Raw genomic sequence first — 21,622 nt, 5'->3', positions numbered from 1 at the left:
TGCTTCGCAGCCGAACGGGGATAAATCCCCTCGCCACAAAGCACGATCATGACCGAAACCCTGCTTACGCTCATCAGTACCGCCCTGCTCAACAACCTCGTGTTGCACTGGCCGCTGGGTGTAGATCCCCTGTTGGGCAGCGAACGTCGCCAGGTGCATGCCCTGGGCATCGCGACGACTTGCCTGATGCTGGTCACCGGGGTGCTTGGCCATGTGATCTATCAATGGCTGCTGGTACCGTTGGCGTTGACCGCGCTGCACCTGTTCGTGTTCCTGCCATTGAGTGCGCTGCTGATCGGCCCGTTGTTGAAGTTGCTTGCACGGGTGTTTTCGACACTGTCCTTCGAAGGTCTTTGGCCGTTACTGCTGTGCAATGCCGGGGTGCTCGGCGTGGCATTACTCAACGCCCGGGAGAACAACGGATTTTTTCACGCCACAGCCTTGAGCATTGGTGCCGGGCTGGGCTTCTGGCTGGTACTGAGTCTGTTCCAGGACCTGCGCCAGCGCACACTCGACAACGATGTGCCCCTGCCCTTTCGCGGCCTGCCGATCGACCTGATCGGCGCCGGCCTGATTGCAGTGGCCTTTCTCGGATTCAGCGGGCTAATCAAAACATGAGTCTGATTCAACGCATCGACGCCCTTTTGCCGCAGACCCAATGCGGCAAGTGTGGCCACCCCGGATGCAAGCCGTACGCCGCAGGCATCGCCAGCGGTGAGCCGATCAACAAATGCCCGCCTGGTGGCAGTGAAACCATTATTGCCCTGGCCGAACTGTTGAACGTGCCGGTGCTGGAACTGGACACCAGTCGCGGCTCGGCTCCGGCGCAGATCGCCTATATTCGTGAAGCGGAATGCATTGGTTGTACGAAATGCATTCAGGCCTGTCCGGTTGACGCCATCGTCGGCGCGGCCAAGTTGATGCACACAGTCATCATCGACGAATGTACCGGTTGCGACCTGTGCGTGGCGCCATGCCCGGTGGACTGCATCGAAATGCATCCGCTGCCCTTGAGCGGCGTGCTGCCGATTGTCGGTGGCCTGGCCTCCAGCCTGGAAGAACAACGGGCGCGAGCCGCCAAGCGCAATCATGCACGGCGCCGTTTCGAGCAGCGCAACGCCCGTTTGCAGCGTGAAGAGCAACAAAAAATTGCCGAGCGAGAAGCCCGTGCGCAACGGGCTGTCCAACCCAGTGAAGTACCGCTCGACCCGGTGCAGGCAGCCCTCGAACGCGTGCACGCGCAGAAGGCCGCGAACGCCGATGCGGCCTTGAAAAAAGCCAAGGTCGACCTGGCGATGAGCCGGGCGCAACTGAACAAGTCGCTCAAGGCCTTCGGTCATCCGCCGACCTTCGAACAGCAATCGCAGTTGATTGTGCTGCAACAGCAGTTCGAAGCCGCCGAGCAAGCCTTGGCCCAACTGGAACGCGTTGCGCCGCCAGCCGTGGCGCCTGTCGCCGCTGTGGCGAACGACGCCGACCTGAAACGCGCAAAGATCCAGCTAGCCATGCGTCGTGCCGAGCTGAAGAAAGCCCAGGCGAATGCGGCTCCCGTCGAGCAGATCGAAGCCCTGGAGCGAGCCCTGAGCGAAGCCGAACGCCAGGTGGATGCACATGCCGCCCCTTGAATCGGCGGACGAACGTCTGCAGCAGGCGATGAAACTGGTTCTGCTGGCGACGTTGCCAGGCGTGTTGGCGTTGTTCTGGTTCTATGGCTGGGGCGTGTTGATCAACTTGACGCTCGCTGGTGTCAGTGCCTTAGCCTTTGAAGCGGCGGTGCTGCGATTGCGCAAGCGCGCGCTCAAGCCAACCTTGAGCGATGGCAGCGCCCTGGTCAGTGCCACGCTACTGGCCTTGGCCTTGCCACCCTATTGTCCCTGGTGGCTGACGGTCAGCGCAGCGGCGTTTGCGATGTTGCTGGGCAAGCACCTGTATGGCGGGGTCGGCAGCAACCCGTTCAACCCGGCAATGCTGGGTTTCGCCCTGGTGATGGTGACCTTTCCACAGCAGATGACCCATTGGCCAGCCTCCCACGGCATGGACTTGTGGGGTGGCGTGCAGCAAGTGTTCGGCGCAGGCCAAGACCCGGACGCCTGGGTCCGGGCCACGGCATTGGACAGCCTGCGGATCAACAAAAGCCTGACCATGGATGAACTGTTCGCGGCGAATCCGGCCTTTGGTCAGTTCGGTGGCCATGGCGTGGAATGGGTCAACCTGGCCTTTCTCGCCGGGGGCGCTTTCTTGCTGCAACGCCGCGTATTCAGCTGGCATGCGCCGGTTGGCATGCTCGCCAGTCTGTTCATCATCAGCCTGTTGTGCTGGAACGGTTCGGGCTCAGACTCCCACGGATCACCGCTGTTTCATCTGCTCACCGGTGCCAGCATGCTCGGCGCTTTCTTCATCGTCACTGAACCGGTGTCCGGCGCAAAAAGCCCCGGTGCGCGACTGCTGTTCGGTGCAGGCGTGGGGTTGCTGACCTACCTTATTCGCACCTGGGGCGGCTACCCGGACGGCGTGGCCTTTGCCGTGCTGTTGATGAACCTCTGTGTACCGGCGCTGGAGCGGCTTGTCGCGGCCAGGCAGGAGCTGCGCGCACCATGAGCCGAGCGTCGAGCGCCGCCATCCTGGCATTGCTGGCCACTCTCGGGGCTGGCCTGACTTATCTCGTGCAGCACGCCAGCGCACCGCGGATTGCGACTGAACAGCGCCTGATCGACAGTCGCAACCTGCTGGACCTGCTGCCGCCCGACGGCTATGACAATCAACCCCTGGAGCAACCGCTCAGCCTCGAAAACGCTACGTTGGCCAACAGCACGCTGCTGGCGGGCTACCGTGCAACCAAGGCCGGCCGAGCCTATGCCGTGCTGCTGCGCAGCCAGACCCTGGGCTACGCGGGCGCCATTGACTTGCTGATCGCCATCGATCGCAACGGTAGGTTGCTGGGGGTCAAAACTCTCAGGCAGATGGAAACCCCGGGGCTCGGCGCACGCATCGCCGACTGGCCGAACGCCTGGCTCGAGGGCTTTTCCGGCAGGTCGCGAACCGATCCGGCTGACAACGGGTGGGCCTTGAAAAAGGACCAGGGACAGTTTGACCAGGTTGCGGGAGCGACCATCACCTCAAGAGCGGTGATCCACGCCACCCATGACGCATTGCGCTACTTCGATGAGCACCGAGCCTCACTGCTTGGGAGCCCTTCAAATGAATGAATCGTTGCGGCTGCGGAACACCCTGATGCTCGTGCCACTGATTGGCGCCACCGGCTCGCTGGTGAATGCCCTGGGCCTGTGGTTGATGTTCATGGTGGTAACCAGTGCCTTTGGCCTCTGCATGAACGCCTTGCGCTCGCGCCTGCTCCCAGCGACCCATTTGCCGGCCAGCGTATTGCTTGCCGCAACGTTGACCAGTTGCGCAGAACTCGGCGCGCAGGTCTGGTCGTTGCAATGGCATCAACATGCCGGGATCTATGCCGGGTTGATCGCCTTGCAATGCGTCGTACTGGAGCGCAGTGATTTCTTCCAGGGCCCCTGGCGCGAACGCTGGCGCCTCTGCGGCCTGTTCGGCGCATTGATGGTGTCCCTGGGCCTGCTGCGCGAACTCATTGGCTACGGGACCCTCGGCAATCATCTGCCCTGGCTGGCGGGTGCAACGCACGCGGATTGGCAGGGCTGGTTGCTGACCGCTGACGGTGGCTTGCGACTGGCCACGCTGGCCCCTGGCGGTTTCATACTGCTCGGGTTGCTCATCGCCGCCTGGCAAGCCTGGCATCGCCCCCCACCCTCACACTGATCGCCTTCGAGGAAACGCACCGCACATGAACGCCGCAAAACGTCTCGAAATATTCCGCCGGCTGCATGAAGACAATCCGGAACCGAAGACCGAACTGGCCTATTCCTCACCCTTTGAGTTGCTGATTGCGGTGATTCTTTCGGCGCAATCAACCGATGTCGGCGTCAACAAGGCCACGGCAAAACTGTTTCCGGTTGCCAATACCCCGGCGGCGATTTATGCCCTGGGCGTGGAAGGATTGTCGGAATACATCAAGACCATCGGCCTTTACAACAGCAAGGCTAAAAACGTGATCGAGACCTGCCGGCTGCTGGTTGAGCGTCATGGAGGGGAAGTGCCGCAGACCCGTGAGGAACTCGAAGCCTTGCCTGGCGTCGGCCGCAAGACCGCCAACGTGGTGCTCAATACTGCATTTCGCCAATTGACGATGGCCGTGGATACCCACATTTTTCGGGTCAGCAACCGCACCGGCATCGCGCCTGGCAAGAATGTGGTCGAGGTCGAGAAAAAATTGATGAAGTTTGTGCCCAAGGAATACCTGCTCGACTCCCATCACTGGCTGATCCTTCACGGGCGTTACGTCTGCCTTGCCCGCAAGCCTCGCTGCGGCAGTTGCCGGATCGAAGACTTGTGCGAATACAAGCACAAGACGTCGGACGATTGAGCTGCTATTGGGGTTTTCGATTTATCGATTGAAAAAATCTTTTTTACCCGTCGCAAGATTGTCGATATAAGGAGCCCCAAAGGCCTTCTTCGCCTGGAGTAACTAAATGAGCACTGGCAAAGAACAATTGGACGTGGATGAGGACTTTACCGCCGGAGAGGCTGATGATGCCGAGCCGGTGGCTGAAGTAGCGAAAACCAACCTGAGCAAGCGTCGGACCATCGACAACCTGCTGGAGGAGCGCCGACTGCAAAAGCAATTGGCCGATTACGATTTTGACTTGTAAAACCTAAAAGCCTCCCGAAACGGAGGCTTTTTACCAAGTGTCGAGTCGCGATCAATGCTCGCCTGTGGCACTTCGTAAAACTCGGGCTCATCATGCCAGGCCGTTACGCTGGGCGAGCTCGATCAGATCGACCAGGGAGCGCGCATTGAGTTTCAACAGCAGTCGGGTCTTGTAGGTACTGACGGTCTTGTTACTGAGAAACATCCCATCAGCAATTTCTTTATTGGTCTTGCCCCGGGCCAACTGCTGCAACACCATCATTTCCCGCCCTGAAAGACGATCCACCATATCGGCTTCACTGGCATTGCCAAGACTGGCACGCACTGTATGCAACGCCTGATTGGGGAAGTAACTGTAGCCTGACAAGACCGCCTTTATTGCACTGAGCAACTCCGTGAGATCCTGCTGTTTGCACACATACCCGGCGGCGCCGGACTGCATGCAGCGCATGGAAAAATGCCCAGGTGACTGAGAGGTTAATATCAGTACTTTCATCGGCATCGCAGCCGATGTCAGCCGCGCAATAACTTCCAGTCCATCCAGTTTCGGTATTCCAATATCCAGTATGACAATGTCCGGCATGTATTCTCGGGCCAGTTGCAATGCATCCACACCATTATCTGTTTCTGCAATGACTTCGTAGCCATGACGCTCCATCAGCATTCGTACCGCAAGACGAATGACGGGGTGATCATCCACAATCAGCACTTTATTCATGGGCAAGTCCAATTTCGCTATTCGATTTTTTAGAACCCGCACAATAGCCTAGTCGTTTCCCCCCTGGCATGTCGCTCCCCCCGGCCACTCGCACCCAGAGACATTCCCTACAGAAATTAGAGACTTTTCTTACAAAAAACCCAAGAAACCCCAGGACAGAAAACCTTAATTGAGGACTTGACTTTCCAATTGAGATTATTTTTTTGTATCGACCTGCAACAAAATAACCTGGGGAATTTAATTTTCAGACAGCGAACAGACATGTATCGACCCGCCCCACAAACTCAAAGGTAACTAAGGTTATCCAATATCCTCTCCTCCCCAAAAATATCACACATGACTTATCAACTCGCCCTTACAGCAAAAACCAACACATCATCGCCCTTATGGAAACGGTAAACAGCAAGCGTGCCGGCCTGACATTAAATTACTTGAAAAATAAAAAACCCGGGATGCCCAAGATCAGTTAGATGCATTAAATTAAAAACAAACACCACACCAAATAACAGTACGAGGATAAAAAATGGATAAGCTCAAAAAAAGTATAAGCAACCCCATGACAGTGATTGCAATATTTGCAACTCTGTCAGAAACATCAGCGGCCGTTACATTGCCGTTCCTTGATGACGATGACAGAGACGTCTACATCTGGTTCCTGATCAGCTTTCCCTTTTATCTGCTGTTGCTATTCTTCGCAACGCTCAACTTCAACTATCGATCGCTGTACGCCCCCTCTGACTTTGAGAAGGGAAAACATTTCATAAAATTCATGGACGGAGCTGAGCAACCCGAAAACGGGAAGAATAGAAAGTCCGCTGGCAGGACATCAGGCAGTGGCGGCCGATCCACTCGCCGCCCCTCCAAGGCACAGGATCCACCTTCGAAATCGGTCCCTGGCGTCGCCCTTTCGGCGCTACACCGCCTACGCCTGCCTGAACGGTTGAGGGACCTGTATGTCGTTGATGCACGCGCGATGACAGGCAACGCCGAGCTCTGCCACTTGATGGAGAGCATTCACAACGAACCGGGGAAAGCTGCGCGTGCAGTCGTATTCCTCACCTGCAACGCGTCAGATTCAATACTGAAGGAAGGCGCGGAAAACCCTGTAAAACACGCGAAGAGATCCTGCCGCACTACATTTTGTGCTGCCTACAATTTGAATTCACAGGGCTTGACGGTCATTGATCAACAGTTGCCAAGCGACGCACGACAGCCCGTGGCGTTTGACGATCAATCTGAAGGGAAGGATGTGCGAGGAAAAAGCAAAAAGCCGGAAGTATGTTGATGCAGGCAGACACCCACTTTTCAAAATGTGTGGCCCCGTCGATGACCGGGCCACACATTCCATTACATCAAAGGTCTCAGAACAGCTTGCGACCTTTGTTCGCCGCGATACGCATGCGCAAGGCGTTGAGCTTGATGAAGCCCGCTGCGTCGGCCTGGTTGTACGCGCCGCCATCTTCTTCGAAAGTGGCAATGTTGGCGTCGAACAACGACTCGTCGGACTTGCGTCCGGTGACGATCACGTTGCCCTTGTACAGTTTCAGGCGAACCACACCATTCACGTGTGCCTGGGAGGCATCGATCATCTGTTGCAACATCAGACGCTCAGGGCTCCACCAGTAACCGGTGTAGATCAGGCTGGCGTACTTGGGCATCAGCTCGTCCTTGAGGTGAGCTACTTCGCGGTCCAGGGTGATCGATTCGATCGCACGGTGGGCACGCAGCATGATGGTGCCGCCAGGGGTTTCGTAGCAGCCACGGGACTTCATGCCCACGTAACGGTTTTCGACGATGTCCAGGCGGCCGATACCGTGCTCGCCACCGATGCGGTTCAGGGTCGCCAACACGGTGGCAGGAGTCATTTCGACGCCGTCCAGTGCCACGATATCGCCGTTGCGGTAGGTCAGCTCCAGGTACTGCGGTTTGTCGGGCGCTTTCTCCGGGGAGACGGTCCAACGCCACATGTCTTCTTCGTGTTCGGTCCAGGTGTCTTCCAGCACGCCGCCTTCATAGGAGATGTGCAGCAGGTTGGCATCCATCGAGTACGGGGATTTTTTCTTGCCGTGACGCTCGATCGGGATGGCGTGCTTTTCGGCGTAATCCATGAGCTTCTCGCGGGACAGCAGGTCCCACTCGCGCCATGGAGCGATCACTTTCACACCTGGTTTCAGGGCATAGGCGCCCAGTTCGAAACGAACCTGGTCGTTACCCTTGCCGGTGGCGCCGTGGGAAATGGCGTCAGCACCGGTTTCGTTGGCGATTTCGATCAGGCGTTTGGCGATCAACGGACGAGCGATGGAAGTACCCAGCAGGTACTCGCCTTCGTAAACGGTGTTGGCGCGGAACATCGGGAAAACGAAATCGCGCACGAACTCTTCGCGCAAGTCGTCGATGTAGATCTCTTTCACGCCCATGGCTTGAGCCTTGGCACGTGCAGGTTCGACCTCTTCGCCCTGACCCAGGTCAGCGGTGAAGGTCACCACTTCACAGTTATAAGTATCCTGCAGCCACTTGAGGATCACCGAAGTGTCCAGGCCGCCGGAATACGCCAGAACGACCTTGTTTACGTCCGCCATGCCATCACTCCACGGGGTTCTACGGAAAGCCGTCAAGTCTACCGCCCATACAGAATAATTTACAGTGGCGCGACAGCTTATGACGACGAAGCGACAGATTATGTCGAGAGCGCGACGATGACCGAAGGGTCAGGAAGTTGCCGAAGCGGTGGGCTTCGTCGCTTGAGGGGCCACCTGCTCCGCGGGGGCTCCCCGCTCCAGGCGTATCGCCACCCGGCGGTTTTTCGCCCGGTTGATGTTGCTGGTATTGGGTGCCAGTGGATAGCGCTCGCCATGGAAACGCAGGGTGATCTGTGACTCCTGGATGCCGTTGGCCTTGAAAAACTCCATCACCGCCAGCGCCCGGCGCCGTGACAGGTCACGGTTGGTCAGGCGATTGCCGCTGTTGTCGGAGTGGCCGTCCAGTTCGATGCGATTGACGGTCGGATCGGCCTTCATGTATTCCAGCATGACTTGCAGCCTGGCTTTGGCGGGCCCGTCCAGATCGATACCGCCACCGGGAAAGCCGACCTGGGATTGCTTCACCTGATCGAAGTTCTGCGGCAGCAACTTGGCCACGCAGCCCTGATAATCGGCAAACGCCTTGTTGAACCTGACCGGCAACAAACGCACCTCCGATACCCGGCCATCGCCCGAGGAGTGCCGGACCACGGGGCTGCGTCCGTCGATCAGGCCGCTGATCAAGCGTCCGGCCTGGGCCTGTGAGCTGTTGAACAGGACATTGCCGCTGCCGATCCGTACCGTGCCCAGATTGATATCACCACGTCCTGGCTGCCAAGGCGCGGCGGCGGCCAACAAAGTGGCAGAACCACCGCCCATCATTGCGTTGTACGCATTCAAACGAAATATCGCCTGCTCGCCAGCGCGGCGCACGAACTGGCCCGAGCCGAAATCAGTGACCGGCTGCGTCAGCCGGCACTCGAACTTGTCGCCTTCGACCGTCCACTCAATGCTCTCCAGGCGAGTCTGGAAAGTGAGTGCCATTGCGGGAAGGCTGGCAAACACACTGAGCAAGGCTAAATAACGCTGGCGCACGGGAGGCTCCACTGGCTTCTACGACAAAAAGACCGACACACAGATGTTTACGGCATACCTGTTGGATATCGGAAGCTTCCCGTAAAACTTGATAGCGGGTGCCTGCAAGAGTCTTTTCCGGTAGCATTCCCTTGAGTTTGACCCGCCTGGAATCCCCTCATGTCCGACCGCCTGACCCTGCTGCGTCCCGACGACTGGCATATTCATCTTCGCGATGGTGCCGTGTTGACCAATACCGTCGCGGATGTCGCGCGCACCTTTGGCCGCGCCATCATCATGCCCAACCTGGTACCGCCGGTGCGCAATGCGGCTGAAGCCGACGGCTATCGCCAGCGGATTCTCGCTGCCCGCCCGGCCGGCAGCCCGTTTGAACCGCTGATGGTCCTGTACCTCACCGACCGCACCCAGCCTGAAGAAATTCGCGAGGCCAAGGCCAGCGGTTTCGTTCACGCCGCCAAGCTGTACCCGGCCGGCGCGACCACCAACTCGGACTCGGGCGTCACCAGCATCGACAAGATTTTCCCTGCACTCGAGGCCATGGCCGAAGTCGGGATGCCTTTGCTGATCCACGGTGAAGTCACCCGCGGCGATGTCGACGTGTTCGACCGCGAAAAAATCTTCATCGATGAGCACATGCGTCGGGTGGTCGAGCGTTTCCCGACGCTCAAGGTGGTGTTCGAACACATCACCACCGCCGACGCCGTGCAGTTCGTCAACTCGGCTTCGGCCAACGTTGGCGCGACCATCACCGCGCATCACCTGCTGTACAACCGCAATCACATGCTGGTGGGTGGAATTCGGCCGCACTTCTATTGCTTGCCGATCCTCAAGCGCAATACGCACCAAGAAGCCCTGCTCGACGCCGCCACCAGCGGCAGCGAAAAGTTCTTCCTCGGCACCGATTCGGCGCCCCACGCCCAGCACGCCAAAGAAGCCGCTTGCGGCTGCGCCGGCTGCTACACCGCCTATGCGGCGATCGAGATGTACGCCGAGGCGTTCGAACAACGTAACGCGCTGGACAAGCTCGAAGCCTTCGCCAGCCTCAACGGCCCGCGTTTCTATGGCCTGCCGGCCAACACCGATCGCATTACCCTGGTCCGCGAAGAATGGACCGCCCCGACCAGCCTGCCGTTTGGCGAGTTGACCGTTATCCCGCTGCGCGCCGGTGAAAAACTGCGCTGGCGCCTGCTGGAGGAACACGCGTGAGTGAAGACCATTTCGACGACGAACAGGAAGGTCAAGGCGGTGGTGGCGGTTCCCGTCATCCAATGGCCGCCAGGTTTCGTGGCTACCTGCCGGTTGTCGTCGACGTAGAAACCGGTGGTTTCAACTCGGCCACCGACGCCCTGCTGGAAATTGCTGCAACCACGATCGCCATGGATGAAAAGGGTTTTGTGTACCCCGATCACACCTACTTCTTCAGGGTCGAGCCTTTTGAAGGTGCGAACATCGAAGCGGCAGCCCTGGAGTTCACCGGGATCAAGCTTGATCACCCGCTGCGCATGGCCGTGACTGAAGAAGCGGCGCTGAACGATATCTTCCGCGGCGTGCGCAAGGCACTCAAGGCCAACGGCTGCAAACGGGCGATTCTGGTTGGGCACAACAGCAGCTTCGACCTGGGCTTCCTCAACGCCGCGGTTGCGCGCCTGGACATGAAGCGTAACCCGTTCCATCCATTTTCCAGTTTCGATACCGCGACGCTCGCGGGCCTGGCTTACGGTCAAACCGTGCTGGCCAAGGCCTGTCAGGCCGCCGATATCGACTTCGACGGTCGCGAGGCGCATTCGGCTCGCTACGACACCGAGAAGACTGCCGAGCTGTTCTGCGGCATCGTCAACCGCTGGAAACAAATGGGTGGTTGGGAAGATTTCGACGATTGATTGAAGATTTTCTGCCCTTTGCTCTTTGTAGGAGCCGAGCTTGCTCGCGATGGTCGTGAACGATAACGCGGGCAGTCTGGATTCCCGCGGTGTTCTTGAGTCCATCGTCGGAGCGCCGCCCGGAGCATGCTCGCTCCTACAGGGGTCTTGCGTTTACTCCGCGCATAAAAAAACCGGCCTCAAGGGCCGGTTTTTTTGTACCTGGAGCGTGTGCCTTACAGCGCAGCAGCGTGCTCGGTCAGGTAAGCCGCAACGCCTTCTGGCGAAGCGTTCATACCTTTGTCGCCTTTTTTCCAGTTGGCAGGGCAAACTTCACCGTGCTCTTCGTGGAATTGCAGGGCGTCAACCAGACGCAGCAGCTCTTCCATGTTACGGCCCAGCGGCAGGTCGTTGATGATCTGCGAGCGGACAACGCCTTTGTCGTCGATCAGGAAGGCGCCACGGAATGCCACGCCGTCAGCGGACTGAACGTCGTAGGCCTTCATGACTTCCTGCTTGATGTCGGCAGCCATGGTGTAACGAACTGCGCCGATACCGCCGTCGTTAACCGGGGTGTTGCGCCATGCGTTGTGGGTGAAGTGCGAGTCGATCGACACAGCGACCACTTCAACGTTGCGCGCCTTGAACTCAGACATGCGGTTGTCCAGAGCGATCAGCTCCGACGGGCAAACGAAGGTGAAGTCCAGCGGGTAGAAGAACACCAGGCCGTATTTGCCTTTGATGGCCGACGACAGGGTGAAGCTGTCTACGATTTCGCCATTGCCGAGTACGGCCGGTACGGTGAAGTCAGGGGCTTGTTTGCCTACGAGTACGCTCATTGGATATCTCCTGGTGTAGAAGCGTTAAGAACAAGGTTTGCATCAGCCTGCCACCCTCAGGCGACAGCCCTGTGACACAAACCCGTTTCGAAAAGACCGGCCATCATACACCGCGTTTTTGGCGTGTCCGTAACGGTTTCTCCCCTGAGCGTAAAAAAGGACGAAGGGTCATCGGGATGGCAGCACACTGCGGACCAACCGTTCGTCAGACCTGGCAAAAAGTGCTCTCAAAGCACTTTGACAATCATTCTCGTTAACATTAAGATCCATCGCATTCGAGACATCAACAAGCGACGGTCTTCACTTATGTATGTTTGCCTCTGCACTGGCGTCACCGACGGCCAAATCCGCGATGCGATCTATGAAGGATGCTGCAGCTACAAGGAAGTGCGCCAGGCCACCGGCGTTGCCAGTCAATGCGGCAAATGTGCCTGCCTTGCCAAGGAAGTGGTCCGCGAGACCCTGACCAAGTTGCAGACGGCCCAGGCTTCGATCCCGTTTCCAGTTGAATTTACTGCCGCCTAAATCCCGCATTTCAAAGAACCGGACTCATGTCCGGTTTTTTTATGTCTGCAAATCAACTGCTTAGGCGCTAGACGCGGAACACAAACATTCTTATTCCGATTAATTTTTATATATGATTCAATAACTTAGGTTTGACACTCTTAGTAGTGCGGCTCAAACTCTGCCTTATAGACAGCTAATACAGGGCAGGACCCCATCATGAAAGGCGACGTTACAGTCATCCAGCATCTCAACAAGATCCTTGCCAATGAACTGGTCGCGATCAATCAATACTTCCTGCATGCACGCATGTACGAAGATTGGGGCCTGAACAAGCTCGGCAAGCACGAGTACCACGAATCCATCGACGAGATGAAGCACGCGGACAAGCTGATCAAGCGCATCCTGTTCCTTGAAGGCCTGCCGAACGTCCAGGACCTGGGCAAGCTGCAAATCGGCGAGCACACCCAGGAAATGCTTGAGTGTGACCTGCGTATCGAGAAGACTGGACATGCCGACCTGAAAGCGGCCATCGCGCATTGTGAAACAGCGGGCGACTTCGGCAGCCGTGAATTGCTTGAAGATATCCTTGAATCCGAAGAAGAACATATCGACTGGCTGGAAACCCAACTGGGACTGATCGACAAGATCGGAATCGAGAACTACCTGCAATCGCAGATGGGCGACGACGAGTAAGTTCTACACTGCCCGCCTCGATGTAACAGAAGGCCCCGCGCTCTTTTAAAGAGGCGGGGCTTTTTTGTTTCAATTTGCCAATGTCTCAACCGGCCCAGGGGATTTTTCCTAAAGCCTGCTCCCCACAAGTCGATAACCTGGCATCGATAGCCGTGGGTGATCCACTGATCACCTCACCACCTTTTTCCACAGAAGGTTTTTATGTCCTCCACCAAAGCCCGCGCAGATTCACTTTCGCTTCTGCTGTTTACCTTGCGCAGTGGCAAGCTGATGGCGATCAACCTGCTCAAAGTCAGTGAAATCATCCCTTGCCCACCACTGACCAAACTCCCCGAATCGCACCCCCATGTCAAAGGCATCGCCACCCTGCGCGGCACGTCGTTGTCGGTAATCGACCTCAGCCGCGCCATCGGTGAGCGTCCGCTGGAAGACCCTGACGGTGGGTGCCTGATCGTCACTGACGTCAGCCGCTCCAAGCAAGGCTTGCATGTCCAGGCGGTGAGCAAGATCGTGCACTGCCTGACCACCGACATCCGTCCGCCACCCTTCGGCTCTGGCGGTTCGCGCTCGTACATCACCGGCGTGACCTCGGTCGACGGCACTCTGGTGCAGGTGCTGGACATCGAGAAGGTCATCCATGGCATCGCCCCGGTCCCCATCGACATGGCGCCGACCGAGCTCAGCATGGAAGACGCAGAAATACTGGGCAGCGCTCGTATCCTGGTGGTCGATGACAGCCAGGTGGCGCTGCAGCAATCGGTGCACACCTTGCGCAACCTGGGCCTCCAATGCCATACGGCCCGCAGCGCCAAGGAAGCCATCGACTGCCTGCTGGACCTGCAAGGCACCGCCCAGCAGATCAACCTGATCGTCTCGGACATCGAAATGTCCGAAATGGACGGCTACGCCTTCACCCGTACCCTGCGTGAAACCCCGGACTTCGCGCACCTCTACGTGCTGCTGCATACCTCCCTGGACAGTGCGATGAATAGCGAAAAGGCGCGGCTCGCGGGGGCCAATGCGGTATTGACCAAGTTCTCTTCGCCGGAACTGACCAAGTGCCTGATCGACGCGGCCAAGGCTGTCGCCGAACAAGGTCGTTGAGTCTTGAACGAGCAATTCTGCTATCTCATGCGGCGCAGTCTCGCGCGAGGCGTGCCCGCCCCCGCCTGGCCTCAGGGGATCGTCCTGACCGGCTATCGTCCCGATCAGGCAGAAGAGGTTCACGACTTGCTGGAATTGGGTTACTCCCAAGGAGGCGGCCGCGTCCCGGCCCTGGACGAATGGCAACAGCGTTTTGAATCCGATCCTGAATATGATCCGGCCTTGTGCTTCATCGCCCTGGATGCCCAGGGTATCGCGGGTGTGTGTCAGTGCTGGACCAGCGCCTACATCAAGGATCTGGTGGTGCATCCGCGGGCGCAAGGCCGGGGCTTGGGGCGAGCGTTGCTGCTCAATGCCTTCAAGGTGTTTCAACTGCGGCGCGAAGGGTATGTCGATTTGAAAGTGCTGGAAGACAACGTTCGCGCACAGCAGTTGTATGAAAGGGCTGGGATGCATGTAGTCCGCCGGGAACCAGTGCCGGTCTGACCCAGACCTTCAGGCATACTCAGGCCTTGGCCCACACCCGCCCAAGGATCACCAAACCATGAAAGCCGTCACCCTCACCTTCGTTTGCCTCACGGCCCTCGCTACCCAGGCCCAGGCCTCCAGCCCCGACGCCTGGGCCGCCTTCGACAAAGCCGTACTCGCCAGCTGCACCAAGGCCAGCGGTCTGGCCAATGCCAAACCCGTCGGCAACGCCGCGCAGTTCGATGATCGGGTCGGTTACACCGCGCTGCTGCTGCAAGGCCAGTACCCGCAAAAGCACATGAAAGGCCGACAAGGAACCGAACTGTGCCTCTACAACAAGAAAAGCAAAACAGCCTACGTGACCGAATGGGACTCCATACGCCCAAACTGACACCGCTGTCAGTCAGCAGTCACTTTCCTGACCGGGTCACAGGGATATAACGTAGATAGTCAAAGCTGCGCACACTTCCACTTTCCGACCCGGCGCCCCTCTCGCATGCGAACTCAGAAAAAAACCGTTGTTATTGCAGCCTTTCTGATCGTGCTGGTAGCGCTGGGTGCGTGGTACCTGGGGAAACCCTCTGCAGCCCGGGTAACTACACAGGCCGCCATTCCGGTACGCGTGGTCAACGTGGTCGAAAAAGACGTGCCCCGCTATGTCAGCGGTATCGGTTCAGTGCTATCGCTGCACAGCGTGGTAGTCCGTCCGCAAATCGACGGCATCCTCACCAGGATCCTGGTCAAGGAAGGCCAACTGGTGAGCAAAGGTGATTTGCTGGCCACGATCGACGACCGATCGATCCGCGCCAGTCTGGACCAGGCCAGAGCGCAACTGGGCGAAAGCCAGGCGCAATTGCAAGTGGCCCAGGTCAATCTCAAGCGCTACAAACTGTTGAGCGTCGACGACGGGGTGTCCAAACAGACCTACGACCAGCAACAAGCGCTGGTCAACCAGCTAAAGGCCACGGCCCAAGGCAACCAGGCTTCGATTGACGCAGCCCAGGTGCAATTGTCGTACACACAGATTCGCTCCCCAGTCAGTGGTCGCGTCGGTATTCGTACGGTGGATGAAGGCAACTTCCTGCGCATGACGGACACCCAGGGACTGTTCACGGTGACCCAGATCGACCCTATCGCCGTGGAATTCTCCCTGCCGCAGCAGATGCTGCCGACCCTGCAAGGCCTGATCAACGATCCACAACATGCCAAGGTCAAGGCCTACATCGGTGCCGACACCGATGGTGAAACCGGCAACCTGCTGGGCGAAGGCCACTTGACCCTGATCGACAACCAGATCAACGCCAACACCGGCACCATCCGCGCCAAGGCCGAATTCAATAATCCCGGGCAAAAACTCTGGCCAGGCCTGTTGGTGACAGTAAAGATCCAGACAGCGCTGGATAAAGATGCGCTGGTCGTACCGCCCACCGTCGTGCAGCGTGGCCTCGATCAGCACTTCGTCTATCGGGTGAATGGCAACAAGGTCGAAACCGTACCGGTGCAGATGGTTCATCAAAGTAGCGGTCAGAGCATCATCAAAGGGGTGAAACCCGGTGACGTGCTGGTCAGTGATGGCCAGTCGCGGCTCAAGCCCGGTGCTACCGTGCAAGTACTCACCGACCCGCCGCAGGTCGTAAAATCGGAGTCGGCGCCATGAAAGGCCAGGGTTCGGTATCCGCCTGGTGCATTGACCACCCTGTGGCGACGATTCTGCTGACGTTTTCCCTGGTGCTGCTGGGGGCGATTGCCTTCCCGCGCCTGTCCATCGCGCCGCTTCCGCAAGCAGAATTTCCGACGATACAGGTGGCCGCGCAACTGCCGGGGGCCAGCCCGGAAACCATGGCCTCATCGGTGGCCACACCCCTTGAAGTGCAGTTCAGCGCCATTCCCGGCGTGACGCAAATGACCTCGAGCAGCGCCCTGGGCTCAACCAACCTGACCCTGCAATTCACCCTCGACAAGAGCATCGATACCGCCGCCCAGGAGGTCCAGGCCGCGATCAACACCGCGGCAGGCAAACTGCCCAAGGACATGCCGAACCTGCCGACCTGGCGCAAGGTCAATCCGGCCGACAGCCCGGTACTGATCCTCAGCGTCAACTCGTCCCTGATGCCCGGCCCGGAGCTCAGCGACCTGGTGGAAACCCTGTTGTCCCGTCAGATCAGTCAGATCGACGGTGTCGGCCAGGTCGTGATTACCGGCCAGCAACGTCCGGCGATTCGTGTCCAGGTCTCGGCAGACAAACTCGCCGCCATTGGCCTGACCCTCGCCGATATTCGCCTGGCGATCCAGCAGACCAGCCTCAACCTTGCCAAAGGTGCGCTGTATGGGGAATCGAGCATCTCGACCCTGTCCACCAACGACCAGTTGTTCCATCCTGAGGAATACAACCAACTGATCGTTTCCTACAAGGACGGCGCACCGGTCCATCTCAGGGATGTCGCCAAAGTCGTCAACGGCTCGGAAGATGCCTACGTCCAGGCTTGGGCGGGCACCCAACCGGGCGTCAACCTGGTGATCTTCCGCCAACCGGGGGCCAACATCGTCGAGACCGTGGACCGCATTCAAGCGGCGCTCCCGAGCCTGGAAGCAATGCTCCCGGCTTCGGTGCAGGTCAAGACACTGATTGACCGCACGCAGACTATCCGCGCTTCGCTGCATGAAGTGGAAATCACCCTGTTGATCGCGATCATGCTGGTGGTGGCGGTGATGGCGCTGTTCCTGCGCCAGCTCTCGGCAACCCTGATCGTGTCGGCAGTACTGGGGGTTTCACTGATCGCCAGTTTTGCATTGATGTACGTGATGGGCTTCAGCCTGAACAACCTGACGCTGGTGGCAATCGTGGTGGCCGTGGGGTTTGTGGTCGACGATGCGATCGTGGTGGTGGAAAACATCCACCGCCACCTGGAGGCAGGCGACGGTATGCGCGAGGCCGCGATCAAGGGCGCCGGAGAAATCGGCTTCACGGTGGTATCGATCAGTTTCTCGCTGGTCGCGGCGTTCATTCCGCTGCTGTTCATGGGCGGCGTGGTCGGACGCCTGTTCAAGGAGTTCGCCCTGACCGCCACCGCCACCATCATGATTTCGGTGGTCGTGTCGCTGACGTTGGCGCCCACCCTGGCAGCGCTGTTCATGCGCGCGCCGGTGCATCACGCCCACGACAAGCCCGGCTTCGGCGAACGCCTGCTCGCGCTGTACGAAAAAGGCCTGCGCCGCGCGCTCGCTCACCAGAAGTTGATGATCGGCGTATTCGGTCTGTCGCTGGCCCTGGCCGTTGCCGGTTACATTTTTATTCCCAAGGGCTTCTTCCCGATCCAGGACACCGGGTTTGTCCTCGGCACAACCGAAGCCGCCGCTGATATTTCCTACGGCGACATGGTGAAAAAACACTTGGCGATGGCTGAAATCGTCGCTGCCGACCCCGCCGTCGAGACCTTCTCGCACTCGGTCGGGGTGTCGGGCAGCAACCAGACCATCGCCAACGGCCGCTTCTGGATCGCCTTGAAAAAACGCGGCGACCGCGATGTTTCAGCCAGCGAATTCATCGACCGTATTCGCCCGCAATTGATGAAAGTTCCGGGCATCGTCCTGTACCTGCGCGCCGGGCAAGACATCAACCTCAGCTCCGGCCCGAGCCGGGCCCAGTACCAGTACGTACTCAAGAGCAACGACGGTGCAATCCTGAGCACCTGGACCCAGCGCCTGACGGAAAAACTGCGTGGCAACCCGGCCTTTCGCGACATTTCCAACGACCTGCAACTGGGCGGCAGCATCACCCACATCAGCATCGACCGCAGTGCCGCGGCACGCTTTGGCCTGACGGCCAGCGATGTCGACGAAGCGCTGTACGACGCCTTCGGCCAGCGCCAGATCAACGAATTCCAGACCCAGATCAATCAGTACAACGTGATCCTGGAACTGGACACGCGCCAGCGCGGCAAGGCCGAAAGCCTTAACTACTTCTATCTGCGCTCGCCCCTGAGCGGGGAAATGGTGCCGCTGTCGGCCCTGGCGAAATTCGATGCGCCCACGGTGGGGCCGCTGTCCATCGCCCATGACGGCATGTTCCCGGCCGCCAACCTGTCGTTCAACCTGGCGCCCGGTGTGGCGCTGGGCGATGCAGTGATCATGCTCAACCAGGCCAAGGTCGACATCGGCATGCCAACGGCCATCAGCGGTAACTTCCAGGGCGCGGCCCAGGCGTTCCAGAGTTCGCTGGCCAGTCAGCCATGGTTGATCCTGGCGGCGCTGGTGGCGGTTTACATCATTCTTGGTGTGCTCTACGAGAGCTTCGTCCACCCGCTGACGATCATCTCGACTCTGCCCTCGGCCGGGCTGGGCGCAGTGATCATGCTGTGGATCTGCGGCCAGGACTTTTCGATCATGGCGCTGATCGGGCTGGTGCTGCTGATCGGCATCGTCAAGAAAAACGGCATCCTGATGATCGACTTCGCGCTCGACGCGCAGCGCAAGGGTGGCCTGGCGCCGGAGGAAGCGATCTTCCAGGCGTGCCTCACGCGGTTCCGCCCGATCATCATGACCACCCTCGCCGCACTGCTCGGCGCCCTGCCGCTGATGCTCGGCTATGGCACCGGCGCCGAACTGCGCCAACCCCTGGGGATCGCGGTGGTCGGCGGCCTGCTGGTGAGCCAGGCACTGACGCTGTTCACCACGCCGGTCATATACTTATGGCTTGAACGACTCTTCCATAGGCCCAAGCCCGCGCCCGTGCCGGCGCTGGCGAGCACAGACTGAGGCGGGGTCATGCGCGTCCTGATTATCGAAGACGAAGAAAAAACCGCGGACTATCTTCACCGCGGCCTGACGGAACAGGGTTACACCGTGGACCTGGCCCGCGATGGCGTGGAAGGCCTGCACCTGGCGCTGGAAAGCGACTACGCGGTGATCGTCCTCGACGTGATGCTGCCGGCCCTCGACGGTTTCGGTGTATTGCGCGCCTTGCGTGCGCGCAAACAAACGCCGGTGATCATGCTCACCGCCCGCGAACGGGTCGAAGACCGCATCAAGGGCCTGCGCGACGGTGCCGACGACTACCTGGGCAAGCCATTTTCCTTCCTCGAACTGGTGGCACGCCTGCAGGCGCTGACCCGGCGCAGCGGTGGCCACGAGCCGGTGCAAGTGAGCATCGCCGACCTGTGGATAGATTTGATCAGCCGCAAGGCCACCCGCGCCGGCACACGCCTGGACCTGACAGCCAAGGAGTTCTCGCTGCTCAGTGTTCTGGCCCGTCGCCAGGGTGAAATCCTGTCGAAGACGGCCATCGCCGAAATGGTCTGGGACATCAATTTCGACAGCGACGCCAACGTCGTCGAAGTCGCGATCAAACGCTTGCGAGCCAAGCTCGATGGGCCATTCGAAGAGAAATTGCTGCACACGATTCGTGGCATGGGTTATGTACTGGAGAGCCGTGGTGTCCAGTAATAGCATTGCGCTGCGCCTGAGCGGGATGTTTACCCTGGTGGCGCTGCTGGTGTTCCTGTTGATCGGCTGGGCGCTGTACCAACAGGTCGACAAAGGTTTGGGGTTGTTGCCCGAAGCCGAACTGGACGCGCGCTACAGCGTGCTCGAATCGACCGTCGGCCGTTACGGCACGCCCGAGCACTGGGTGAAGATCAATAACAAGCTCAAGCTGCTCGGCGAAGAAGACAAGCGCATCAGTTTCTGGATCGTCAGCGGCGATCCCCAGTACGAATACGGCAATCCGACCCCGAGCATCCGTGCCTTCGCCGAAGGACCGTTGGGCATGCGCGACTTGCAACTGGCGGATCACCCCTACCCGCTGAAAGTGCTGGTCAGCCAATTCCCGGCCAAGGATCAGCGCCCGCCCCTGCGATTCATGATCGGTATCGACACCGAAACTTTTTACCATACCCAGCACCAGTTGCTGATCGCCCTGATCAGCCTGGCGGTTATCGGCGTGCTGATGGCCTCGGCGCTGGGTTACTGGGTGGCGCGGATCGGGCTCAAACCATTGATCAAGCTATCCCAGGAAGCCCAGCGCCTGGCCCCGCCATTGCGTTCAGGTCGCTTGCGCCTGTCGTCGCTGCCCCCTGAGTTGAATCAATTCGTCGACTCGTTCAACTCGACACTGGAACGGGTCGAACAGGCGTACTCGCGCCTGGAATCGTTCAACGCCGATGTCGCCCATGAACTGCGCTCGCCGCTGACCAACCTGATCGGCCAGACCCAGGTCGCGCTTACACGCGGGCGTTCGGCGGAACACTATTTCGAGGTGCTGCAATCGAACCTTGAAGAACTTGAACGGCTGCGCTCGATCATCAATGACATGCTGTTCCTGGCCAGCGCCGACCAGGGCAGCAAGGCCACCAAACTGACCTCCACCTCACTGGCGGAGGAAGTGGCGACGACCCTGGAATATCTGGACTTCATTCTCGAGGACGCCCAGGTACAGGTTCAGGTCAGCGGCGATGCCCAGGTGCGAATCGAGATCGCCCACCTGCGCCGGGCCTTGATCAACCTGCTCAACAACGCCGTGCAGCACACCGACCCCGGACAAGTCATCAAGGTGCGAATCGAAGCAGGCGAGCACCAGGTCAGCATCGGCGTCGCCAACCCGGGCGCACCGATTTCCAGCGAGCATCTGCCGCGCCTGTTCGAACGCTTCTACCGGGTCGATGCCTCACGCAGCAACAGTGGCAACAACCACGGGTTGGGCCTGGCCATCGTCAAGGCGATTGCCCTGATGCATGGCGGCGATGTGTTCGTGCACAGCGACCATGGCATGAATACCTTTGGCATGCATTTGCCCGTCTGAGGCCCCACGCTCCCTCCCCCCCGAAAACAGGCCGACCGGCAGGCCGCCTCGTTTTGGGTGTTGCTCGTTGATCCGTGCCGCGTCGAAGCCTGTGGGAGATTGTTGTCTGAGTACATATCCATTGCTGCGGAGTACATATCCGTTGCTGCGGTAACGGCCACTTATGGTTTCGCTCTTACAGCGACTCCCTTTTTCAAACGCCAAAAAGGAAGCAAAAGGCTTTGCCCCACCACTCGGTGCCTCGCTAGGGCTCGGCATGCCCTCACTCCGGCATTGCTCCGTGGGTCGC

The 21,622-nt window shown here is 59.0% G+C and carries 23 protein-coding genes; 19 read left to right on the top strand and 4 right to left on the bottom strand.

The window, feature by feature from the left end; genetic code table 11:
• Positions 1-48: 48 nt before the first annotated feature.
• The 7 genes from AC3WWR_RS09985 to AC3WWR_RS09955 all read left to right on the top strand — a co-directional run bounded on the left by AC3WWR_RS09985 (position 49) and on the right by AC3WWR_RS09955 (position 4,736).
• Positions 49-618 (top strand): Rnf-Nqr domain containing protein, encoded by a 570-nt coding sequence (locus AC3WWR_RS09985; RefSeq protein ID WP_492598663.1) that lies wholly within the window; start codon positions 49-51, stop codon positions 616-618.
• Positions 615-1,625: an electron transport complex subunit RsxB gene (gene rsxB / locus AC3WWR_RS09980; RefSeq protein ID WP_492598662.1), complete on the top strand. Its 1,011-nt coding sequence runs from the start codon at positions 615-617 to the stop codon at positions 1,623-1,625. The genes AC3WWR_RS09985 and rsxB overlap by 4 nt, the downstream gene beginning before the upstream one ends.
• Positions 1,612-2,598 (top strand): RnfABCDGE type electron transport complex subunit D, encoded by a 987-nt coding sequence (locus AC3WWR_RS09975; RefSeq protein WP_151143277.1) that lies wholly within the window; start codon positions 1,612-1,614, stop codon positions 2,596-2,598. Before rsxB ends, AC3WWR_RS09975 begins: the two co-directional genes overlap by 14 nt.
• Positions 2,595-3,206, top strand: a complete 612-nt coding sequence (locus tag AC3WWR_RS09970) for an RnfABCDGE type electron transport complex subunit G (RefSeq protein WP_020799899.1) — start codon at positions 2,595-2,597, stop codon at positions 3,204-3,206. The genes AC3WWR_RS09975 and AC3WWR_RS09970 overlap by 4 nt, the downstream gene beginning before the upstream one ends.
• Complete coding sequence (locus AC3WWR_RS09965; protein WP_042955729.1) at positions 3,199-3,786, top strand: Rnf-Nqr domain containing protein; 588 nt, start codon at positions 3,199-3,201, stop codon at positions 3,784-3,786. Before AC3WWR_RS09970 ends, AC3WWR_RS09965 begins: the two co-directional genes overlap by 8 nt.
• Positions 3,787-3,811: 25 nt before the next feature.
• Positions 3,812-4,450: an endonuclease III gene (gene nth, locus AC3WWR_RS09960; RefSeq protein ID WP_020799897.1), complete on the top strand. Its 639-nt coding sequence runs from the start codon at positions 3,812-3,814 to the stop codon at positions 4,448-4,450.
• A 106-nt stretch (positions 4,451-4,556) separates the two neighbouring features.
• The gene (locus AC3WWR_RS09955; protein ID WP_020799896.1) at positions 4,557-4,736 is read left to right on the top strand and encodes a PA3496 family putative envelope integrity protein; all 180 of its coding nucleotides are present in this window, start codon (positions 4,557-4,559) and stop codon (positions 4,734-4,736) included.
• Between the two features lie 90 nt (positions 4,737-4,826).
• Here the strand turns inward: AC3WWR_RS09955 and AC3WWR_RS09950 are convergent, their stop codons facing one another.
• Positions 4,827-5,453 carry a response regulator transcription factor gene (locus AC3WWR_RS09950; RefSeq protein WP_008057539.1) on the bottom strand — a complete coding sequence of 209 codons (627 nt, stop codon included), beginning with the start codon at positions 5,451-5,453 and terminating at the stop codon, positions 4,827-4,829.
• Between the two features lie 523 nt (positions 5,454-5,976).
• Here AC3WWR_RS09950 and AC3WWR_RS09945 point away from each other — a divergent pair.
• Positions 5,977-6,738 (top strand): hypothetical protein, encoded by a 762-nt coding sequence (locus AC3WWR_RS09945; RefSeq protein ID WP_020799895.1) that lies wholly within the window; start codon positions 5,977-5,979, stop codon positions 6,736-6,738.
• A gap of 76 nt (positions 6,739-6,814) precedes the next feature.
• On the opposite strand, the gene AC3WWR_RS09940 is transcribed toward AC3WWR_RS09945, so the two are convergent.
• Together AC3WWR_RS09940 and AC3WWR_RS09935 are read right to left on the bottom strand one after the other, a co-directional pair.
• Positions 6,815-8,032, bottom strand: a complete 1,218-nt coding sequence (locus AC3WWR_RS09940; RefSeq protein WP_020799894.1) for an argininosuccinate synthase — start codon at positions 8,030-8,032, stop codon at positions 6,815-6,817.
• Positions 8,033-8,161: 129 nt separating this feature from the next.
• Positions 8,162-9,067, bottom strand: a complete 906-nt coding sequence (locus AC3WWR_RS09935) for a flagellar protein MotY (protein ID WP_020799893.1) — start codon at positions 9,065-9,067, stop codon at positions 8,162-8,164.
• Positions 9,068-9,226: 159 nt separating this feature from the next.
• On the opposite strand from AC3WWR_RS09935, the gene pyrC reads away from it, so the two are divergent.
• Entirely contained in the window at positions 9,227-10,273 is a 1,047-nt protein-coding gene (pyrC, locus tag AC3WWR_RS09930; RefSeq protein WP_020799892.1) for a dihydroorotase, read from the top strand.
• Positions 10,270-10,947, top strand: coding sequence for a ribonuclease T (rnt, locus tag AC3WWR_RS09925; protein ID WP_020799891.1), 678 nt, complete (start codon positions 10,270-10,272; stop codon positions 10,945-10,947). The genes pyrC and rnt overlap by 4 nt, the downstream gene beginning before the upstream one ends.
• 215 nt (positions 10,948-11,162) lie before the next feature.
• On the opposite strand, the gene AC3WWR_RS09920 is transcribed toward rnt, so the two are convergent.
• Complete coding sequence (locus AC3WWR_RS09920) at positions 11,163-11,765, bottom strand: peroxiredoxin (protein ID WP_020799890.1); 603 nt, start codon at positions 11,763-11,765, stop codon at positions 11,163-11,165.
• A 306-nt stretch (positions 11,766-12,071) separates the two neighbouring features.
• Here AC3WWR_RS09920 and AC3WWR_RS09915 point away from each other — a divergent pair, with 306 nt between their 5' ends.
• The 9 genes from AC3WWR_RS09915 (at position 12,072) to AC3WWR_RS09875 (ending at position 21,333) form a co-directional block, all read left to right on the top strand.
• A complete protein-coding gene (locus AC3WWR_RS09915) occupies positions 12,072-12,290 on the top strand; it encodes a bacterioferritin-associated ferredoxin (protein WP_020799889.1) in 219 nt (72 codons plus the stop codon).
• A gap of 198 nt (positions 12,291-12,488) precedes the next feature.
• Complete coding sequence (gene bfr, locus AC3WWR_RS09910) at positions 12,489-12,965, top strand: bacterioferritin (RefSeq protein ID WP_020799888.1); 477 nt, start codon at positions 12,489-12,491, stop codon at positions 12,963-12,965.
• A gap of 201 nt (positions 12,966-13,166) precedes the next feature.
• Positions 13,167-14,069: a chemotaxis protein CheV gene (locus AC3WWR_RS09905; RefSeq protein WP_020799887.1), complete on the top strand. Its 903-nt coding sequence runs from the start codon at positions 13,167-13,169 to the stop codon at positions 14,067-14,069.
• A gap of 27 nt (positions 14,070-14,096) precedes the next feature.
• Positions 14,097-14,555 carry a GNAT family N-acetyltransferase gene (locus AC3WWR_RS09900; RefSeq protein ID WP_033042996.1) on the top strand — a complete coding sequence of 153 codons (459 nt, stop codon included), beginning with the start codon at positions 14,097-14,099 and terminating at the stop codon, positions 14,553-14,555.
• Positions 14,556-14,613: 58 nt separating this feature from the next.
• Positions 14,614-14,928: a hypothetical protein gene (locus AC3WWR_RS09895; RefSeq protein ID WP_020799885.1), complete on the top strand. Its 315-nt coding sequence runs from the start codon at positions 14,614-14,616 to the stop codon at positions 14,926-14,928.
• A gap of 105 nt (positions 14,929-15,033) precedes the next feature.
• Positions 15,034-16,194 (top strand): efflux RND transporter periplasmic adaptor subunit, encoded by a 1,161-nt coding sequence (locus AC3WWR_RS09890; protein ID WP_020799884.1) that lies wholly within the window; start codon positions 15,034-15,036, stop codon positions 16,192-16,194.
• Positions 16,191-19,292 (top strand): multidrug efflux RND transporter permease subunit, encoded by a 3,102-nt coding sequence (locus AC3WWR_RS09885; protein ID WP_432668568.1) that lies wholly within the window; start codon positions 16,191-16,193, stop codon positions 19,290-19,292. The genes AC3WWR_RS09890 and AC3WWR_RS09885 overlap by 4 nt, the downstream gene beginning before the upstream one ends.
• 9 nt (positions 19,293-19,301) lie before the next feature.
• Complete coding sequence (locus AC3WWR_RS09880) at positions 19,302-19,979, top strand: heavy metal response regulator transcription factor (protein WP_020799882.1); 678 nt, start codon at positions 19,302-19,304, stop codon at positions 19,977-19,979.
• Entirely contained in the window at positions 19,969-21,333 is a 1,365-nt protein-coding gene (locus AC3WWR_RS09875; protein ID WP_168758929.1) for a heavy metal sensor histidine kinase, read from the top strand. Before AC3WWR_RS09880 ends, AC3WWR_RS09875 begins: the two co-directional genes overlap by 11 nt.
• Positions 21,334-21,622: the final 289 nt, after the last annotated feature.

The organism is Pseudomonas sp. EB271-G4-1, from assembly GCF_058791355.1.
The sequence above is the reverse complement of the archived record's forward strand: the minus strand, read 5'-3'. Positions and strand labels throughout refer to the sequence as shown.

What these genes read in the sequence shown, in the direction of transcription:
- AC3WWR_RS09985 (WP_492598663.1), top strand. Translation starts at nt 49, where the DNA reads ATGACCGAAACCCTGCTTACGCTCATCAGTACCGCCCTGCTCAACAAC.
- rsxB (WP_492598662.1), top strand. Translation starts at nt 615, where the DNA reads ATGAGTCTGATTCAACGCATCGACGCCCTTTTGCCGCAGACCCAATGC.
- AC3WWR_RS09975 (WP_151143277.1), top strand. Translation starts at nt 1,612, where the DNA reads ATGCCGCCCCTTGAATCGGCGGACGAACGTCTGCAGCAGGCGATGAAA.
- AC3WWR_RS09970 (WP_020799899.1), top strand. Translation starts at nt 2,595, where the DNA reads ATGAGCCGAGCGTCGAGCGCCGCCATCCTGGCATTGCTGGCCACTCTC.
- AC3WWR_RS09965 (WP_042955729.1), top strand. Translation starts at nt 3,199, where the DNA reads ATGAATGAATCGTTGCGGCTGCGGAACACCCTGATGCTCGTGCCACTG.
- nth (WP_020799897.1), top strand. Translation starts at nt 3,812, where the DNA reads ATGAACGCCGCAAAACGTCTCGAAATATTCCGCCGGCTGCATGAAGAC.
- AC3WWR_RS09955 (WP_020799896.1), top strand. Translation starts at nt 4,557, where the DNA reads ATGAGCACTGGCAAAGAACAATTGGACGTGGATGAGGACTTTACCGCC.
- AC3WWR_RS09950 (WP_008057539.1), bottom strand. Translation starts at nt 5,453, where the DNA reads ATGAATAAAGTGCTGATTGTGGATGATCACCCCGTCATTCGTCTTGCG.
- AC3WWR_RS09945 (WP_020799895.1), top strand. Translation starts at nt 5,977, where the DNA reads ATGGATAAGCTCAAAAAAAGTATAAGCAACCCCATGACAGTGATTGCA.
- AC3WWR_RS09940 (WP_020799894.1), bottom strand. Translation starts at nt 8,032, where the DNA reads ATGGCGGACGTAAACAAGGTCGTTCTGGCGTATTCCGGCGGCCTGGAC.
- pyrC (WP_020799892.1), top strand. Translation starts at nt 9,227, where the DNA reads ATGTCCGACCGCCTGACCCTGCTGCGTCCCGACGACTGGCATATTCAT.
- AC3WWR_RS09920 (WP_020799890.1), bottom strand. Translation starts at nt 11,765, where the DNA reads ATGAGCGTACTCGTAGGCAAACAAGCCCCTGACTTCACCGTACCGGCC.
- AC3WWR_RS09915 (WP_020799889.1), top strand. Translation starts at nt 12,072, where the DNA reads ATGTATGTTTGCCTCTGCACTGGCGTCACCGACGGCCAAATCCGCGAT.
- bfr (WP_020799888.1), top strand. Translation starts at nt 12,489, where the DNA reads ATGAAAGGCGACGTTACAGTCATCCAGCATCTCAACAAGATCCTTGCC.
- AC3WWR_RS09905 (WP_020799887.1), top strand. Translation starts at nt 13,167, where the DNA reads ATGTCCTCCACCAAAGCCCGCGCAGATTCACTTTCGCTTCTGCTGTTT.
- AC3WWR_RS09900 (WP_033042996.1), top strand. Translation starts at nt 14,097, where the DNA reads ATGCGGCGCAGTCTCGCGCGAGGCGTGCCCGCCCCCGCCTGGCCTCAG.
- AC3WWR_RS09895 (WP_020799885.1), top strand. Translation starts at nt 14,614, where the DNA reads ATGAAAGCCGTCACCCTCACCTTCGTTTGCCTCACGGCCCTCGCTACC.
- AC3WWR_RS09890 (WP_020799884.1), top strand. Translation starts at nt 15,034, where the DNA reads ATGCGAACTCAGAAAAAAACCGTTGTTATTGCAGCCTTTCTGATCGTG.
- AC3WWR_RS09885 (WP_432668568.1), top strand. Translation starts at nt 16,191, where the DNA reads ATGAAAGGCCAGGGTTCGGTATCCGCCTGGTGCATTGACCACCCTGTG.
- AC3WWR_RS09880 (WP_020799882.1), top strand. Translation starts at nt 19,302, where the DNA reads ATGCGCGTCCTGATTATCGAAGACGAAGAAAAAACCGCGGACTATCTT.